The following is a 15,865-nucleotide window of genomic DNA, read 5'->3' on the forward strand; positions in this document are numbered from 1 at the left end:
CTCAAGCACCTTAAACTTAAAAGGATCGTCCCGTATTTAAAGCTTGATGGAGAGGGAGAGACTCATAGATGTCGTCGCGAGGATACTTCAGAGGTCCGGCCTCAAGGTTGCGAGGGTCGAGCTTAGGGGAGGGTGTTTTGACCTCGTCGCGAGCGGGCTCTTCACGCTCCTCTTCATAAAGGTAGTCACCAACATCGACACGGTTACCCAGGAGCAGGCCGAGGATCTGAAGAGGCTGGCCAAGCTCTTCAAGGCGACGCCGATGATAGTCGGGATCAGAACCAAGAACTCGGAGATAGAGGAAGGTGTGATCTACGAGCGCTTTGGGATCTACGCCCTCAACCCCGCAACGCTCTACCGGGTTCTCGTCGAGGGTGAGTTTCCAGCGATATTCGCGGAACGCGGCGGCCTCTACGTCCGGATCAACGGCGAGCTTTTGAGGAAGCTTCGCGAGAAGCACGGCTACTCCGTGGGCGAGCTTGCCTCCCTTCTGGGGGTTTCGAGGAAGAGCCTCCTTAACTACGAGCGGAACGAGCAGGCGGTTTCCCTTGAAGTCGCGCTCCGCATGGAGGAGCTCTTCGACGAGCCCATAGCCGAGCCCATAGACGTCCTGAGGGCGAAGGTTGACGTCGAGCTCAAGCCCGCTGAACCGGAAACGCCCCTCGAGCGGGACGTCTTTGAAAAGCTCAAGGAACTGGGCATGGGCGTGGTCAAGGTGAAGAGGGCTCCCTTCAACGCCCTGTCCCGGGAGGAGGAGGTCACGATTCTTACCGGCATAGACGAGAGGAAGACCCGCTCAACGGTTAAGAGGGCCGAGATGGTCGCCGAGGTGGGGCGGATAATCAACACGGGCGGCCTCTTCGTCCTGGAGAAGTCCAAGATGGAGGTCGTTTCCGAGGTCCCGCTGATCCCCAAGGAGAGCCTGAAGGAGATAAAGGACGTTGACGAGCTCATCGAACTCATCGAGGGGCTCAAAAAGGAGATAAAGAAGAGCGTTTAGGAGAAGAGAACCTTTCTCCACACCTCCCGGAGCTTCTCCACGTACTCCGCAGGCGATGCTATGAGAACCGCCCATCTGGGCGTCTGCCTCCTTTTGAGGGCATTCGCGAGAGGCGTAACCCGGGTCAGGGGTTCGAGCTCACCGTTCTCCATGAGCACGTTTATCTCCGTCGCCTTGAGCCTCGGCTCGCTGAGCATGAGATCCGCTATGCTGAACTCGAGGATCACCTCCCCCTCCCTGGCGCCGACTTCACTCGCGAGCTTCCTCTCGAGCTCCTGTCTCTTCTTCACGTTGCGATAGGCCGCCAAAAGTTCCCTCTTCTCCTCCGAGCTGAGCTCCCCAGCCCCGGCCAGAACGGCGGCCTTGTAGAGGTTCCTGTACTTCACCCTCTTCCCCATCTCCGAGGGGAAGCCCTCAAGATCCTCCAGCTCGACCATAACCCGGCAGTCTATCATCTTCCAGAAGTCCCAGAGGTGGCCTTCCTCAAGGGCGAACTCCAAAGCCCTCGTCAGCATCCCCTCTGCTATCTTGACCGTGTGGTGGAAGTAAACCCTCGAGTACATGAGTGAGCGCGCCACCATCATGCCCTCTACCGCCTCAACGCCCTTCTCCTCGACCACCAGCTCATCGTCGTGAATCGTCAGGACCTTCAGCAGTCTCTCCATGTCTATTATCCCGTGGGCGACGCCCGTGTAGTGGGCATCCCTTATGAGGTAGTCTATCTGATCGACGTCCACGTCGCCGTGAAGGGCCTGGCCGAGGTACCTCTTCTCGTGCTTTCCGAGGATGAGGTCGGCGACGGCTTTGGGATCGATGCCCCACCTCTCGAGTATCTCGGGGATAGTCCCCCCACCGTTCCCGTCGGTTATGTCTATCTTGCCGAGGATGATCCTCTGGCCGAGGCGCATGTGGTCGTATTCCTTCGTGTAGTGCTTGTAGATGCTCTCAAACGTGTGGCTGAAGGGGCCGTGGCCTATATCGTGGAGCAAAGCGGCCGTTTCAAGGAGAAGCGCCTCCTCCTCAGGCAGGCCGAGCTCGGCCGAGAGTCTTCTCGCCACGTTCCAAGCTCCCAGCGAGTGTTCAAAGCGGGAGTGGTTGGCACCGGGATAGACAAGAAACGCCAGACCGAGCTGTCTGATGTGCCTGAGCCTCTGGAACTCGGGGGTTTTAACCACGTCGAGGACAACGCCGTCTATCTTCATGCTCCCGTGTATGGCGTCGTGTATGACCTTTGCCATTCGCACCACCTGAGAACAGTTGCCAACGGGTTTAAAATAGTTTTCCGCAGAAGGACAAAAGATCAAGGGGAAAATAGGACGAAATTCACCGGTACTCGCGCTCCAGCTGCATCTGTTTGAGCTTGGCTGTAAAGCCCTTCAGCGGTGCGGTGTCCTCCTTCAGGATCTTCCCGGTCCTGGAATCTATCCTCGCATAGTAGAGCCCCCTGCTTCCGGAGAGCTTTATGTGGACGTAACCCCTGTCCTTGTAATGCGTCAGCCTCTCAGTTCTGAGCTCGCCCTCCCCGTACTTCTCCTTCACGTGCTTCCTGTACATCTCCTCTATGGCCCTCTCCGTGAAGTTCACCCTCTTCTCGATGACCCCGCCGGTGGCCCTGTGGAGAACCAGCTCCCCGACCTTTGAGACCCCCGTGAAGCGAACCACCCAGTTCTCGGCCAGTTCGATGCCCTCGACCTTGGCCTCCGGGTCGATCTCCCTGACCCTCTCCTCCGCCATCTTCTCCGCCAGCTTTCTCCTCAGAACCCGGTCCACTTCCTCGATTACCTTTCCGTCCTTGCTCAGGCGAACCCTGATCTCGTGGGTTTCCCCTTCGGCGTCCACCAGGTACTCGTCCTTTTCGGCTATAACTGAAACGACGCTGTAACCGGGGTACCTCTCGGCGACGAGTTCTCCGGCTCTCTTCTCGGTGATCTCAAGGTAGTAGTCGAGCATGTCGCCGGTGGAGCCGTCTATCTTGACCCTCGCCCTTCCATCCTCTCCCTCAAGCTCGAGTTCGAGGTACTTATGGCCTGTGACGCGGAAGGACGAAAGCTCCAGCCCCTTAACCGGGAAGTTGCTCTCGATGACCTCTTTGGCCTTTTTGATCGCGCCGTCGAGCGGCGGGAACTTCGCCAGCTCCTCCATCTTCCCGTTCCTGAGGTCGATCCTAACTGCCAGGACCGTTCCGTTCACCAGAACGTCCGCCACGGCACTCTTTTTGTTGAGCTCTATCCCGAGTATCTCGCTTCCGGGATAGCTGGACTCTATGAGCTTCCTCACGGCATCATCGCTCATCCTCGTGTCGAGGTGGAGCAGCTTTCCGGTGTAGGGGTTGAAGGACGCCTCAAAGGAAAACCTCTCCGTTTTGCCCCTGACGGTTATCTTGCGCTCCTTCTGGATGACCTCAACGGCTCTGACTTCCTCCCCCGTCTCCTTTGAAACGGCCTTCACAGTCCGCTCTATGAAGTACTTCTCGGGGAGTGCTCTGAGCTCGACCTCAACCTTTCCATCGGGGAGTTCCACAAGGGCCTTTCCCCTGTTGGAGCCAACCCTGAACTCAACTTCGGCACGCCTGGGTATGTAGACCTTCCGCCTGTCAATGATCCTGACCTGGTTTTCGGTGACCCCGAACTCCCTGGCGGCCCGCTCCTTGAGCAGAACCACCGCCTCACCCGGACTGAGGGGGGTGTTTATCGTCCGCTCGGTCGCCTGAATAACGGCCGGAGAGTCCAGCTTGACCTTTCTGAGCTGGTTGGCCAACTTGGGATCGCTTTCAGCGTTGAGTATCATCTCGTCCCCGGAAAGAACCAGCGCCTCGCCGCGCTTTCCTTCCTCGACCGACCAGGAGACTATATAAGCTGTGTCGAGGTCTACCCTCAGGGATGCCAGCTCCACCTCGTCGGCCTTTACCGGGAAGCGCGAGGAAACGATCTTCGCGACCCTCTCAAGTACTTTGTCGGGCGAGAAATCGTAGAGAAGGGGAGCGTCGAGGTGGTACTCGTTGAGAACTGCTTTTTCTTCCTTTTCCTCTCTCTCAGCCACCTTCAGGTCATCGGGGACTGGGATCGAGTAGTTGTTGAGCAGGGAGGCAAGCTTCTCCCCGTCCCAGGGAACGATCCTTCCGCGGTATTCCCTCGAAAGGAGCAGCTTGGCGTCCTTCGTGAAGCCGGCCGGAGAGACGAGTATCCCCTTGTCCGCCTTCTGGGAGTTGATGATGTCGGCGAAGACGTTAACGTCCCTCGACGATGCCAGTCCCTTCTCGTGGACGGCTATGACTATCTTCTCGGTCCCGGCGATGGGGTCGCTCCTCAGGGCCACGATGTCGAGGCCCCACTCGCCCCTCCTCGCAACCTTCTCGTACTCCCTGAAGCCCATCCTCTTGAGTAACTCAACGATGAGATCCACGAGCCTTTCACGGGTCACCGACATGATCGTTTCAACTGTCCACATCGCTGTCACCACCACACTGTGAGAGTTTGTCGGAGGCCATATAAATCTCTTTCTTCTCCCTGTTTATCACCCGCAGTGTGCGGAACGTTTTTTAACACCGGTGGGGCAAGATACGACCGGGGGGCGATGAATGGAAGGCATATTCCGGCTCACCGACTTCAACTTTTACAACAAAACGGTGTTCCTGAGGGTCGATCTTAACTCACCCGTCAAGGACGGCAGGATAATAAGCGACGCCCGGTTCAGGGCGGTTCTCCCGACCGTGAGGAAGCTCCTCGAGGACGGCGCCAAGGTCGTGGTCGCGACGCACCAGAGCAAGCCCTACAAGAGCGACTACGTAGCCACCGAAGAGCACGCTGAAATACTCGGAAGGCTCCTCGGCGTTGGGGTTGAATACGTCGAGGACATCTTCGGAAAGCTCGCAAGGGAGAGGATAAGGTCCCTCAAACCGGGCGAGATCTTAATGCTCGAGAACCTCCGCTTTTCGGCCGAGGAGGTCTTCTACCGGCCGCTCGAGGAGTGCGAGAGGACGCACTTCGTCAGAAAACTCGCCCCTCTCTTTGACTACGCCGTGAACGACGCCTTCGCCGCCGCCCACAGGAGCCAGCCTTCCCTGGTGGGCTTTGCCCGACTCGTGCCAACTGCCGCCGGCTTTCTCATGGAGAAGGAACTCAATGCCCTAGAGAAGGCCTACGAACACGGTGAGAGGCCCAGGGTTTACGTGCTCGGCGGGGCCAAGGTTGACGACTCGCTCAAGGTCGCGGAAAACGTTCTGAGGAAGGAGAAGGCCGACCTCATTCTGACCGGTGGCCTGGTGGGTCACGTCTTCACGCTCGCCAAGGGCTTCAACCTCGGCGACGCAAACATCATGTTCCTCGAAAGGAAAGGCCTCCTCGAGCTTGTGGACTGGGCCGAGAGGATACTCGATGAGTTCTACCCCTACGTCAGGACGCCCGTGGACTTCGCGGTGGACGTGAACGGCGAGCGCGTTGAGGTTGACCTCCTGAGCGAGGAGAAGGAGCTCTTCGACCGCTATCCCATACTAGACATAGGCTCGAGAACCGTTGAGAAGTACCGCGAGATCCTCCTGAAGGCCGGAACGATAGTTGCCAACGGCCCGATGGGAGTTTTCGAGCGCGAGGAGTTCGCCCTTGGAACGGTGGGTGTCTTCAGGGCGATAGGGGAGAGCAGGGCCTTCAGCGTCGTCGGCGGGGGCCACTCGATAGCGAGCATCTACCGCTACAACATAAAGGGGATAAGCCACGTCTCGACTGGCGGGGGAGCCATGCTGAGCTACTTCGCCGGCGAAAGCCTTCCCGTCATCGAGGCCCTCAGGGAGAGCTACCGGCTCTTCAGGGCTTGAAGTCGAGGAAGGGGCCTTTCTTCACGTTCTTCTTTGCCCAGCTCAGGGCCCTGAAGTAGTCGTCCTCCTCAACCAGTTCTTTCAGCAGTTCGTCGAGCGTCCACTTCATCGAAACCTCCGTGGGGGCCGCGAAGATCACCCTGCCCAGGCCCAGCTTTTTGACCTTCCCGATTATCTCCCTGATGGCCCTTCCATCGACGTCCGCCATCAGGACGAACTTCCTCTCGTGCCAGGGGCACTCGTCGCCCTTAGCACTCTCAAAGACCTCTGAGACCGGCATCTGGAGGCAATCCCTCGAAACGCACTCCACCGGAACTTCCAGGGTCTTCCGCAGGAGGTCGAGCTCCTCACGGCTGAAGCCTATTGCCAGAACCTTTGGCACCGAGAAACACCTCCACCGCCTTGAGGATTCTCTCCATCCCCTCCCCAGCGGGCTTGGGAATAAAAACATCGGCTATCGGCGTTATCCCGCTCCTCTTCGGGTTTATCTCTATCACCCTTCCGCCGTGCTCCTTAACGACGTATGGGATGTACGCGGCCGGATAAACGACCCCGCTCGTGCCTATGACGAGAACGACGTCGGCGCGCGAGGCCAGCTCAAAGGCCCTCTCAAGTGCATCCTGCGGGAGCGGCTCGCCGAACCACACCACGTCCGGCCGGAGGAGGGAGTTGCAGCGGGGGCACCTCGGAAGATCCCTTGAGGAAAGGAACTCCTCAAGCCTTCCGCTCTCCTTCAGGTTCTCGCGGTAGGTGCATGAAGTGCAGCGGACCCGGAAGATGTTGCCGTGAAGCTCGATGAGATTCTTCGTCCCGGCCTCGCGGTGTAAATCATCGACGTTCTGGGTTATCACCGCCTTGAGGATACCCATCTCCTCGAGCCTCGCGAGGGCGAGATGGGCCTTATTCGGCCTGGCCTTCGCTATGAGCTGCATCCGCCACTTGTAGAACTCCCACACCAGTTGGGGATTCCTCCTGAAGGCCTCGGGGGTTGCCAGCTCCTCCGGCCTGTAGTTTCTCCACAGCCCGTTGGCGTCTCTAAAGGTTGGAACGCCGCTTTCTGCGCTTATTCCCGCCCCGGTGAAGGCTATTGCAAACTTCGCCTTTGCCAGAATCCTCCCGGCTTCCTCGCAGAGCATGATCCCCTTTGGGAGGCAAAACTTAAATCTTTAACTGACCAGTTCTAAACGTTAAGATGGCATTCGAGTGGGTGTCGCCGATGGCTCCGATGGAAAAGGGGCTATTCTTCTGGGGCTGCACATAACGTCCTTCTACGAGTTCCTGAGGGAGAACATCACCGCGTACTACGTTCTCTCGGCGATGCTCCTCACGACAATCGGAGCCATCACCATCATGTCCATACGGAAGGAGGAGGTGGGATGAATGTGGTGGGAGAAACCCGGTCATCTGCGAGCTGTTGGTAACAGGCTTTTCATCGGGGAGCACGACGTCGTTGAGCTCGCCGAAAAACACGGAACGCCCGTTTACATTTACAACTTGAGCAGAATACGGGACAACTACCTCAGAATGGCCGATGCCCTCAAGAAAGCCGGGTTCAGGGAATGGAGGATACACTACGCGATGAAGGCGAACAACAACAAAGAAGTCCTCGGATTGATCAGAGAGCTCGGCGGTGGGATAGATGCCACCTCGCCAGGAGAGGTCAAGCTCGCGAGGGAGATCGGCTTCAAGGATGAGGACATAATATTCACTGGAACATCCCTCAGCAACGGTGACCTTGAATTCCTCGCCAAAACGAACGTGCTCATAAACTTCGACTCCGTCTCCTCTCTGAGACGCTTCAACGGCGAGGAAGGGCGAAAGGTCGGCCTCAGGATAAACACCGGCGTCGGGATCGGCAGGGTTGAGAAGACCACAACCGGCGGGCTCGAGGTAGGGAGCATTCCCGTCAAGTTCGGAATCTCCGGAAAGGCCATTGACCGGGCCTTTGATCTGATAGAGGAGAAGGGCCTCGAGCTTCACTGCCTGCACCACCACGTTGGCTCGGACTGGGTTGGGGAGAAGATCGCCAGATACTTCCAGGCGCTGGACAACCTCCTCAAGGTGGCCGAAAAGGCAGAGGCCCGCTTCGGCGGATCCCTTAAGGTTATCGACCTCGGAGGAGGTTACGGAGTTCCCCACAGTGCCGAAGAGGAAGAGTTCCCCGTTTACGAGTTCTTCCAGCGGGTTAAAGAGCACATGGAGGAGTACGGCTTCGGCGACCTCAAAGTCATCGTGGAGCCCGGAACCTACCTTGTGAGCGACGCCGGCATTCTGGTGGCCCAGGTCAACACCGTTGAGGAGAAGAACGGGAGGATTTTCGTGGGCGTTGACGCGGGTTTAAACGTCTTCAACTCGCCCGCCCTCTACAACTACTATCATGAAATCGTGGTCTGCAACAGGGTCTCCAGCGAGGAGAAGATGGTCGCCACCGTTGTCGGGAACATCTGCGAGAGCGGAGACATATTTGCGGTAGACAGGGAGCTGCCGAAGATAGAGGAAGGGGACTACATAGCCATACTGAACGCCGGGGCCTACGGATACGTCATGGCCAACAACTACAACCTCCGCCCCAAGGGAAAAGAAGTCGTCGTTGGCGGTCCAGTTCGATTCCCTGATTGATCTCCCCCATTCCGTTCGGAGAGTTCCGGCATCTTCGAACGTTTTTTGAATTTTCTTTCAGATTTTCGTGGGAGGGTTTAAATTGTGTTCATCCGTACATTGGACTGGTGAGAGAGATGCCGGTCTCGGAGGGTGTTGAGAGGAGAAAGGTTACCACGTCACACGGTCGCTATTACTCGGCGAGAATAGCCGCGCAGAGGCGGAAAAAGCTCATAGTGATCCAGAACATCAGGCGGAGGAAGTGCATCCGGGGGTTGAGGGTAAGCACGATCCGCGTCGAGAAGAGGCGCATAACCCAAGGAGAGGCCCTGGCAATCCTCGTGGGGACGCAGATAGGCGCTGGAGTTCTCGGCCTGCCCTACGCAGCGAGCAAGGTCGGCCTCATACCTGCCCTTGCAGTGCTCATCGGCGTGATGTTCCTCATGCTCTGGACGGGCCTCATAGTTCTCAAATTCTCCGCCGGAATGGGCGGGGCGCAGATGAGCACCATAGCCCAGCGCGTCCTCGGAAAGGCCGGCGGCTGGCTGATGTACGTCAGCATCTTCATCATGAGCTTCGGGGCCATCTTAGCTTACATAGCGGGAATGGGAAGCGTCTTCGCAAGCCTCTTCGGGATAAGCGAAACGGCGGGAGCTTTCATATTCTGGGTTCTCGCCTCGATAGTCGTCTACCGCGGCCTTGAAGCGAGCGGAAAGACCGAGCTTGCGATGAGCTACGTCATGCTGGCGCTCTTCATAGCGGTTACGCTCATGCTCGTTCCCCACGCGAAGCTGAGCAACGGCCTCTACACCGACCTCTCGGGAATCCTCAGCATAACCGGTGTCGCAATATTCGCCCTCGGCTGCCACACTGTAATTCCCGACGTCTACAAGGGCCTCGGGAGCTACGAGGAGACCAGGAAGGTCCTCGTCTGGGCCTTTATAATCCCCACGGCCATCTACGCGATATTCATGGTGGCTTTCCTCCTCGCCTTCGGCAGGAACACGCCCCAGATAGCCACGCAGGGCCTTGAGCTCCTCTACGGGCACATCGGAAGAATCGTCGGCAACCTCATCCCGCTCCTGGCAATAACCACGAGCTACATCGGAATCGCCCTCGCACAGCAGAGCAACAACGAGGAGTTCGTCAGGCTCAAGAGGCCGATGGCGTGGGGCCTGACGGTCATTCCGCCCGCAATTGTATACTTCGCCGGCGTAAAGAACTTTGCCGACGTCTTGGCCTTCGCCGGTGACACCGGGGACATGATGGCCTTCATAATCCTGCCGATACTCATCTGGCTCGTTGACGGGCTGAGGAGGAAACGGCCCCATTAATGTACTTTTTTGTGCGCGTGGACAGCTGTGGTAAGGTTTATATCCACGTCGTCCAAAGCACAATCGAGGTGTTTCCCATGAGCTACCGTGAGTACCGCGACAGGGTTCTGAACTTTATTGAGGACCACGAGCACTGGAGGGCCCACACGATAAACCTCATAGCGAGCGAAAACGTGACTTCTCCGACGGTCACAAGGGCCGTCGCGAGCGGTTTCATGCACAAGTACGCCGAGGGCTGGCCGAGGCAGAGATACTACCAGGGCTGTAAGTACGTGGACGAGGTCGAGCTCATCGGCGTCGAGCTCTTCACCAAGCTCTTCCAGAGCGATTTTGCCGATTTGAGACCGATCTCCGGAACAAACGCCAACCAGGCGGTCTTCTTCGGTCTGACTCAGCCGGGCGACAAGGCGATAGTCCTTCACACCAGCCACGGCGGGCATATAAGCCACATGCCCTTCGGAGCGGCTGGAATGAGGGGTTTAGAGGTTCACACCTGGCCCTTCGACAACGAGGCCTTTAACATCGACGTTGACAAGGCCGAGAAGCTTATCCGCGAGCTCGAGCCCAAGATAGTCGTCTTCGGCGGCTCGCTCTTCCCGTTCCCGCACCCGGTCAAGGAGCTCGCGCCCGTTGCCAAGGAAGTTGGAGCGTACGTCATGTACGATGCCGCCCACGTCCTCGGACTCATAGCAGGAAAGCAGTTCCAGGACCCGCTCCGCGAGGGCGTTGACGTCATGACCGCCTCGACCCACAAGACCTTCCCCGGACCGCAGGGTGGTGTCATAATCTACAAGCGCTTCGGCGAGACCGAGGAGATAGCCAAGCTCCAGTGGGCCATCTTCCCTGGAGTTCTTAGCAACCACCACCTCCACCACATGGCCGGAAAGACCCTAACCGCGGCCGAGATGCTCGAGTACGGTGAGAAGTACGCCGCCCAGATAGTCAAGAACGCGAAGGCCTTAGCTGAGGCCTTAGCTGAGGAGGGCTTCAAGGTCATCGGCGAGGACAGGGGCTACACCGAGAGCCACCAGGTCATCGTCGATGTTTCAGACCTCCACCCCGCTGCCGGAGGCTGGGCGGCACCGCTCCTTGAAGAGGCCGGCATAATCCTCAACAAGAACCTCCTGCCCTGGGACCCGCTTGAGAAGGTCAACGAGCCGAGCGGTCTGCGCATAGGCGTCCAGGAGATGACGAGGGTTGGAATGTTCGAGGACGACATGAAGGAGATTGCCAGGTTCATCCGCCGCGTCCTCATCGACAAGGAGGACCCGGCCAAGGTCAAGAGGGACGTCTACGGCTTCCGCGCCGAGTTCCAGAAGGTCTACTACTCCTTCGACCACGGTCTCCCGCTCAGGGAGTGAGGCTTTTCCTTCTTTCCCCTTCTTGGACCGAAAAACGTTATAAGTTTCAGGAGCGTAGTCTCTTCTCGTGCGGTGCCCGGCCTTCGTCAGCCATGCACCCCCTGGTGGTTGAACGGCCGGGTGCCGCACAACCCTCAGAACACTACCTCGGCCCCGTATTCTTCGATGTCCAGCGACTTCAGAACCCTCAAGCGGGACTTTCCATCGAAGGTCAGGCTCAGAACCCTCGTGCAGTGCTCCCTCAGCTCGTTTAGGGTTCTCTCGGAGATCAGGTCCCTGTTCACGAAGTAGACGGTTACCCTCTCGGGGTTTCCGAGGTGGGGGCGGACGAGATAGCCGAAGATGCGCTCCTTCTCGCGGGGGTCGTTCTCGTAGCTGGCGAGCACCTTTTCAAACCCCACTATGAGCCGGAAGCCCTTCTCCTCGCCGATCCCGGCCAGTATGGCCTCGTAGTGCTTCTTTCTGACGGGAGGTTCTTTGGCCAAGTCAACCTTTCCGACGACAGAGCCGGTCTCTATTATCCCGCCCATCTTCACTACCTTGGCGTTGTCGATAACGCCAGCGTCAAGCCCCATTATTCCGAGGTGAGTCCTGAGAACGTGGAGCTGATCGAGCTCATCGAGGATCATGAAGGGCCTTCCAATGTCATTGAGGGTCCTGAGGAACCGGTAGAAAAGGATGTGAACCGGCGCCGTCGAGGAGTACTCGACGAGAACGTCTTCACCGGGCTTCAAGCCCTCTATAAACTCGCCGAGGGATACTTCGAGTTTCGTCAAGGACATCACCTGTAGGGGTTACGGTTTTCGGCGTAAAAAGCTTTCTAAGTTCGTTTTTCAAACACGTAGAAGTACCTCTCAAGGCTCTTGTGAACCCTCTGGTAGTACCTCCCGAGCGTTTTGAAGCCGAGCCTTTCAGCTTCTTCCCTGCCATCAAAGCTCACGGGGAACGCTATCGCGAGCCGTCCTCCGGGCCTCAGAACGCGGTAAACGCTCTCCAGCACCTTCCTGTAAAGCTCTTCCCTCTTCCTCCCCGCGAGCGTCGCAGCGGTTCCGTAGGGCGGGTCTGTTGCTACCGCCTCGAACTCCTTTCCGGGGAAGAGCTCCTCAAGCCTCGTCGCGTCGCCGAGCCTGAGCTCGAAATCCTTCACGCCGTAGTGCCTGAGGTTCATCTCGGCCCCTTCGACCATCTCCGGCTTTATATCGACGCCGTAAACCTTGAGCCCGAGCAGGCCCGCCTCGATCAGTATTCCGCCGGCGCCCATCATTGGATCGAGGAGCTCTTTCCTCGCCTTCGTCAGGTTCACCAGCGCGCGCGAGACCCTCGGGTGGAGTGAAATAGGCCGGAAAAAGGGCCTGTGGTGGGCCTTTCTCCTCTCGAAGTCCTTGGGGTCAAAGAAGCGGAGCCTTATTCCAGCGTAGAGCCTCTCGCCGCAGTAAACCCTCACGACTGTGTCGGGCCTCGACAGGTTCACGCGAAAGCCCTGGGAGTGAATCACCGCCCCGAGCTTCCTCGGGAGGTCGAGAACGTTAAAGCGGCAGTTGGCCATCGTTTCAGTATCGACCTTGAAAGAACCGCGAATCGGCCACTCGATCTCACAGGCCTTCTTCAGGAGATCCTCAACGGAATTAGCCTCCACCAAAAGCCGACCGTACTCGTGGGCGAGGCCGAGGCGGTTGAGGAACGGAAAGGCCCTCTCGGAAGCGTCAACCTTCAGGAAGAGGTAGTCCTGGCCGATTACCTTCCCTTCCCCGAGTTCGAGCATGGCCCTTACCTCGTCCCTCGCCATCTTCGGCAGGTTGCCCAGTATCTCAACGTAGAGCAAAGCCACCACCTCACAGGACGTTCAGGTACTTGTGAACCTGGAAGCTCAGCCCGACGTTCTTCCGACCGAGGATCAAAGCGGCCTCGCGGTAGAGCTCCATAAGCTTTTCCTGGCCGATCTCGATCGGCTCCCTCGGCTGGATTACGAGCGGGGCGAGGCCCCTTAACAGCTCGGCGTACCAGCGGACGTTTTCGAGCTTTGTCTCCGACGTAACGACCAGCTTGGCGTAAACTTTGGCCCCGGCTTCCTTCAGAATCCTTATGCTCTCGACCTCGCGGAGAACCAGGGAGCGCCAGTCCTCGGTAGCTTTAGCGGTCTCGTCCTTTATATCAACGCTCGCGTAATCGGTGAGATGAGCCACTTCCCTGATGAGTTCAGGCAAACCCCCGTGGGTTTCGAGGAAGTTGTCGAAGCCGAGGCTTTTCATCTCTTCCATGAGAGCCTTGAGCGGCTTCACCTGGAGGGTCGGCTCTCCCCCGGTGTAGCTTATCGAGTGTATATCGCCCGTGTCGAGGCGAGTAACGGCTTCAACGACCTCATCGAGCGAAGCGGGGTTTGGCCTGTACTCGAACTTCCCCGTGAAGGGCTCCACCTCATACCTCCAGCGGGAAACGCGGGAGGCATCGATGTACTCGCGGGAGTCGCACCAGGCACAGTTAAGGTCGCAACCGGCAAATCTAATAAAAATCTGCCTCCTCCCGAAGGCAGAGCCTTCAACGCTCCCCCCTTCGCCCTGCCAGCTGTTGAAGACCTCGGCCATTATGACTCTCATGGATTGAACTACCCGACCGGGGTTTTAAGGATTTGGCTCCGGCTCTCGCGGACTTGTTGGAGTCATCGGGCGAGAAATAAAAAACTGGAAATCCACTATACCGAAACCGTTAGAGGCTCTGACCATATCTTGAACGAGTCCCTGTAATGGGCATCAAAGGACAGCTCGGCAAACGCCCGTATCCTGTACTCCCCTCCGGGCAGTTTCAACTTAACCCTCTCCCTGTGGATCCTACCCGGGCCCAGCGTTGCCCTTATGAGAACATCAACCACGATGTTGGGGTATATCCCCAGCTGAGTGCCGTTGGCGTCTCTGACTTCAACGAACAGCATCGGCTCCCCGCAGTAAAATGTCACGGGTTCGGAGCCTTCGTTTTTTACGTAAACCTCGACGAGTATTCCGTCGCTTTCCTTTGTTACGTTCCCTACGTACACCTTTAGCGCCGTCCAGTTGCCTCCGATCGGGGGCATCTCAAGGTTCCCGGGATCCGCCGCGTTTGAAGCCGTGTCTTCCGCATGGGACGGCATCACGTGACCCAGTGCAGCGGAACCCAGAAGGAGCAGCATCAAAAGGCCCGCTATGAATGGCCCCCTCCCAAAACCCATTCTTACACCGCCACAGATCTTTATGACGGTGCCGATATTTAAGACTTCCCGTGCAATTACGGGCAAAATTTGAAAAAAGACGCCCACTCAAAGGTCTCAGAGTTCAATGCCCTTCACCTTCTCGCTCACGTAGCCCTCGAGGATCTCAACCCTGACTTCCCTCTCCTCGCCCGTGAAATCCGCCATGAGCCGAACCGCCCTCGCGTAGTCCCAGAGCCTTCTTTTCGCCCCGGGCGTGACCGCTTCGGCCATCACTATGAGCTCCCTCTCCTCCGGATGGGCGCTCATCCACTCGATCACTTTTCTCGCGTCCTCCTCCGTGAAGGTTCCGCGCTTCTTGAAGAGCACCACGATCACCTCATTATGTGATTGCATAATAACTCAATTGCCGAATTGTGCGATTATGTCAGAGGTACTTGAGGAGCAGGCCAACCGCTTCCTCGAAGACCTCCCGGTCCTTCCCCTCAAGGACGCCCTCCAGGTAGTTGAGCGAGACGAGGTTCAGTATGATGTAGGCCGTGCCCCTGTCGAGCCCGAGGGAGTAGGCGTCGTAGTAAACCCTCTCCTCACCAAGGGCCCCGTTCATGAGGTCGACGTAGTTCGCTATATCCTCCACGCTCAGCTCGGCCCACTTGGACTCCATCTCGTCGAAATACCTCTCGAGGATCCGTAGTCTCTCAAGGTCGAGCTTGAGCAGGCCCTCCACGAAGGGGAACTCGCCGACGCGGAAGACCTTCATTCCCTCGTCGTCCCTTATCCCGAGCTGGTCCCAGAGGACGACGCCCTCGATGGGGTTGTGGCCGTATTTGCTGGCCAGGTATGAGAACGCCTCCAGCGCGAGGTCGAGATCGTTTATGAAGGTTTCCTCGTCATCGAAACGGACTATTCTGCTCACGGTACCAACCATCTCGCGCACCGATTCCTGGAGCGGTGAACGGGTTATAAGGGTTTGGTAGGAAAGGCTTTTATCGGGAAAATCCAAGTTTCAGTGCCCGACGAGTATTGGGTTGCGATGACGTCGGGACCCCCAGGGGGGCGACAGCCCAAACGCCCCCCTTCTGAAAGGTTAAAAAGCCGTCACCGTTTCTTTAATTATGCGGGTGCTCTGGGAGAGGGAAGTTCCAGCTAAAGACATAAGGGTCTCACCGCGGCCGGTGTGGAAGTGTAAAGCCTGCCCGATGTACGGTAAAAGGCCGAGCTGTCCCCCGCACGTACCCGATTGGAGGGAAGCGAGGGACTGGATAGGAGCCTTCGAGCGCGCCATCCTCGTGAAGTTCGAGATCGACATGAAGGATTTCGAGAACGAGAAGAGAAGGGCCATCCTCTGGCTTCTCGACAGAGAGCGGGAGCTCTTCCGGCAGGGAAAGCTATACGCGATGGCCCTCTTCCCCGGAAACTGCAACCTCTGCCCGGATTGTCCCTTCGAGAGGGGCGAACCCTGCAGGATGCCCGAGAAGGTCAGGCCCAGCGTAGACGCCATCGGCGTGGAGCTGAGCTCCCTCGTCGAGATAGACTTCTCGGAGAGCGTTCTCTACGGCCTGATAATGGTTGAGTAGGTGGTGT

Annotated in this window: 17 protein-coding genes; 7 read left to right on the top strand and 10 right to left on the bottom strand. The window is 57.8% G+C overall.

Going from position 1 to position 15,865, the window contains the following annotated elements:
- The first annotated feature begins 46 nt into the window (after window positions 1-46).
- Window positions 47-1,000, top strand: a complete 954-nt coding sequence (locus TAM4_RS03380; RefSeq protein ID WP_014121835.1) for a transcriptional regulator — start codon at window positions 47-49, stop codon at window positions 998-1,000.
- On the opposite strand, the gene TAM4_RS03385 is transcribed toward TAM4_RS03380, so the two are convergent.
- Together TAM4_RS03385 and TAM4_RS03390 are read right to left on the bottom strand one after the other, a co-directional pair.
- On the bottom strand, window positions 997-2,238 hold the full coding sequence (locus tag TAM4_RS03385) for an HD domain-containing protein (RefSeq protein ID WP_014121836.1): 1,242 nt from the start codon (window positions 2,236-2,238) through the stop codon (window positions 997-999). The genes TAM4_RS03380 and TAM4_RS03385 overlap by 4 nt on opposite strands.
- Before the next feature lie 85 nt (window positions 2,239-2,323).
- Window positions 2,324-4,447, bottom strand: coding sequence for a restriction endonuclease (locus tag TAM4_RS03390; RefSeq protein WP_014121837.1), 2,124 nt, complete (start codon window positions 4,445-4,447; stop codon window positions 2,324-2,326).
- Between the two features lie 139 nt (window positions 4,448-4,586).
- Here TAM4_RS03390 and TAM4_RS03395 point away from each other — a divergent pair, with 139 nt between their 5' ends.
- The gene (locus TAM4_RS03395) at window positions 4,587-5,810 is read left to right on the top strand and encodes a phosphoglycerate kinase (RefSeq protein ID WP_048150861.1); all 1,224 of its coding nucleotides are present in this window, start codon (window positions 4,587-4,589) and stop codon (window positions 5,808-5,810) included.
- Here the strand turns inward: TAM4_RS03395 and TAM4_RS03400 are convergent.
- Both TAM4_RS03400 and cobB read right to left on the bottom strand, forming a co-directional pair.
- Window positions 5,800-6,192 carry a DUF3783 domain-containing protein gene (locus TAM4_RS03400; RefSeq protein WP_014121839.1) on the bottom strand — a complete coding sequence of 131 codons (393 nt, stop codon included), beginning with the start codon at window positions 6,190-6,192 and terminating at the stop codon, window positions 5,800-5,802. The genes TAM4_RS03395 and TAM4_RS03400 overlap by 11 nt on opposite strands.
- On the bottom strand, window positions 6,158-6,946 hold the full coding sequence (gene cobB, locus TAM4_RS03405; protein WP_014121840.1) for an NAD-dependent protein deacetylase: 789 nt from the start codon (window positions 6,944-6,946) through the stop codon (window positions 6,158-6,160). Before cobB ends, TAM4_RS03400 begins: the two co-directional genes overlap by 35 nt.
- A 67-nt stretch (window positions 6,947-7,013) precedes the next feature.
- Between cobB and TAM4_RS11715 the strand changes: the two genes are divergently transcribed.
- From TAM4_RS11715 to glyA, 4 genes are all read left to right on the top strand, one after another.
- The gene (locus TAM4_RS11715) at window positions 7,014-7,190 is read left to right on the top strand and encodes a hypothetical protein (RefSeq protein WP_014121841.1); all 177 of its coding nucleotides are present in this window, start codon (window positions 7,014-7,016) and stop codon (window positions 7,188-7,190) included.
- Window positions 7,191-8,429, top strand: a complete 1,239-nt coding sequence (lysA, locus tag TAM4_RS03410; protein ID WP_014121842.1) for a diaminopimelate decarboxylase — start codon at window positions 7,191-7,193, stop codon at window positions 8,427-8,429.
- 116 nt (window positions 8,430-8,545) lie between these two features.
- Window positions 8,546-9,742, top strand: a complete 1,197-nt coding sequence (locus TAM4_RS03415) for an aromatic amino acid transport family protein (RefSeq protein ID WP_014121843.1) — start codon at window positions 8,546-8,548, stop codon at window positions 9,740-9,742.
- 77 nt (window positions 9,743-9,819) lie between these two features.
- The gene (glyA, locus tag TAM4_RS03420; protein ID WP_014121844.1) at window positions 9,820-11,103 is read left to right on the top strand and encodes a serine hydroxymethyltransferase; all 1,284 of its coding nucleotides are present in this window, start codon (window positions 9,820-9,822) and stop codon (window positions 11,101-11,103) included.
- Between the two features lie 134 nt (window positions 11,104-11,237).
- Here the strand turns inward: glyA and TAM4_RS03425 are convergent, their stop codons facing one another.
- The 6 genes from TAM4_RS03425 to TAM4_RS03450 all read right to left on the bottom strand — a co-directional run bounded on the left by TAM4_RS03425 (window position 11,238) and on the right by TAM4_RS03450 (window position 15,209).
- A complete protein-coding gene (locus TAM4_RS03425) occupies window positions 11,238-11,885 on the bottom strand; it encodes a DUF257 family protein (protein WP_083820409.1) in 648 nt (215 codons plus the stop codon).
- A 38-nt stretch (window positions 11,886-11,923) separates the two neighbouring features.
- On the bottom strand, window positions 11,924-12,925 hold the full coding sequence (locus TAM4_RS03430; protein WP_014121846.1) for a TIGR01177 family methyltransferase: 1,002 nt from the start codon (window positions 12,923-12,925) through the stop codon (window positions 11,924-11,926).
- A 10-nt stretch (window positions 12,926-12,935) separates the two neighbouring features.
- Entirely contained in the window at window positions 12,936-13,697 is a 762-nt protein-coding gene (locus TAM4_RS03435; protein WP_014121847.1) for a 7-carboxy-7-deazaguanine synthase QueE, read from the bottom strand.
- A gap of 95 nt (window positions 13,698-13,792) precedes the next feature.
- Window positions 13,793-14,302 carry a hypothetical protein gene (locus TAM4_RS03440; RefSeq protein WP_014121848.1) on the bottom strand — a complete coding sequence of 170 codons (510 nt, stop codon included), beginning with the start codon at window positions 14,300-14,302 and terminating at the stop codon, window positions 13,793-13,795.
- A gap of 96 nt (window positions 14,303-14,398) precedes the next feature.
- Window positions 14,399-14,650 (bottom strand): hypothetical protein, encoded by a 252-nt coding sequence (locus TAM4_RS03445; protein WP_014121849.1) that lies wholly within the window; start codon window positions 14,648-14,650, stop codon window positions 14,399-14,401.
- A 58-nt stretch (window positions 14,651-14,708) separates the two neighbouring features.
- Entirely contained in the window at window positions 14,709-15,209 is a 501-nt protein-coding gene (locus TAM4_RS03450) for a hypothetical protein (protein ID WP_048149852.1), read from the bottom strand.
- Between the two features lie 187 nt (window positions 15,210-15,396).
- Between TAM4_RS03450 and TAM4_RS03455 the strand changes: the two genes are divergently transcribed.
- Window positions 15,397-15,858, top strand: a complete 462-nt coding sequence (locus TAM4_RS03455) for a DUF2284 domain-containing protein (RefSeq protein WP_048149854.1) — start codon at window positions 15,397-15,399, stop codon at window positions 15,856-15,858.
- Window positions 15,859-15,865 lie beyond the last annotated feature (7 nt).

It is taken from the genome of Thermococcus sp. AM4, from assembly GCF_000151205.2.
Taxonomy (GTDB): domain Archaea; phylum Methanobacteriota_B; class Thermococci; order Thermococcales; family Thermococcaceae; genus Thermococcus.

Coding starts and splice junctions, on each gene's coding strand:
- TAM4_RS03440 (WP_014121848.1), bottom strand. CDS start 14,302: ATGGGTTTTGGGAGGGGGCCATTCATAGCGGGCCTTTTGATGCTGCTC.
- TAM4_RS03385 (WP_014121836.1), bottom strand. CDS start 2,238: ATGGCAAAGGTCATACACGACGCCATACACGGGAGCATGAAGATAGAC.
- TAM4_RS03455 (WP_048149854.1), top strand. CDS start 15,397: ATGCGGGTGCTCTGGGAGAGGGAAGTTCCAGCTAAAGACATAAGGGTC.
- TAM4_RS03450 (WP_048149852.1), bottom strand. CDS start 15,209: ATGGTTGGTACCGTGAGCAGAATAGTCCGTTTCGATGACGAGGAAACC.
- lysA (WP_014121842.1), top strand. CDS start 7,191: ATGTGGTGGGAGAAACCCGGTCATCTGCGAGCTGTTGGTAACAGGCTT.
- TAM4_RS03380 (WP_014121835.1), top strand. CDS start 47: ATGGAGAGGGAGAGACTCATAGATGTCGTCGCGAGGATACTTCAGAGG.
- TAM4_RS03425 (WP_083820409.1), bottom strand. CDS start 11,885: ATGTCCTTGACGAAACTCGAAGTATCCCTCGGCGAGTTTATAGAGGGC.
- TAM4_RS03435 (WP_014121847.1), bottom strand. CDS start 13,697: ATGAGAGTCATAATGGCCGAGGTCTTCAACAGCTGGCAGGGCGAAGGG.
- TAM4_RS03390 (WP_014121837.1), bottom strand. CDS start 4,447: ATGTGGACAGTTGAAACGATCATGTCGGTGACCCGTGAAAGGCTCGTG.
- TAM4_RS03415 (WP_014121843.1), top strand. CDS start 8,546: ATGCCGGTCTCGGAGGGTGTTGAGAGGAGAAAGGTTACCACGTCACAC.
- cobB (WP_014121840.1), bottom strand. CDS start 6,946: ATGCTCTGCGAGGAAGCCGGGAGGATTCTGGCAAAGGCGAAGTTTGCA.
- glyA (WP_014121844.1), top strand. CDS start 9,820: ATGAGCTACCGTGAGTACCGCGACAGGGTTCTGAACTTTATTGAGGAC.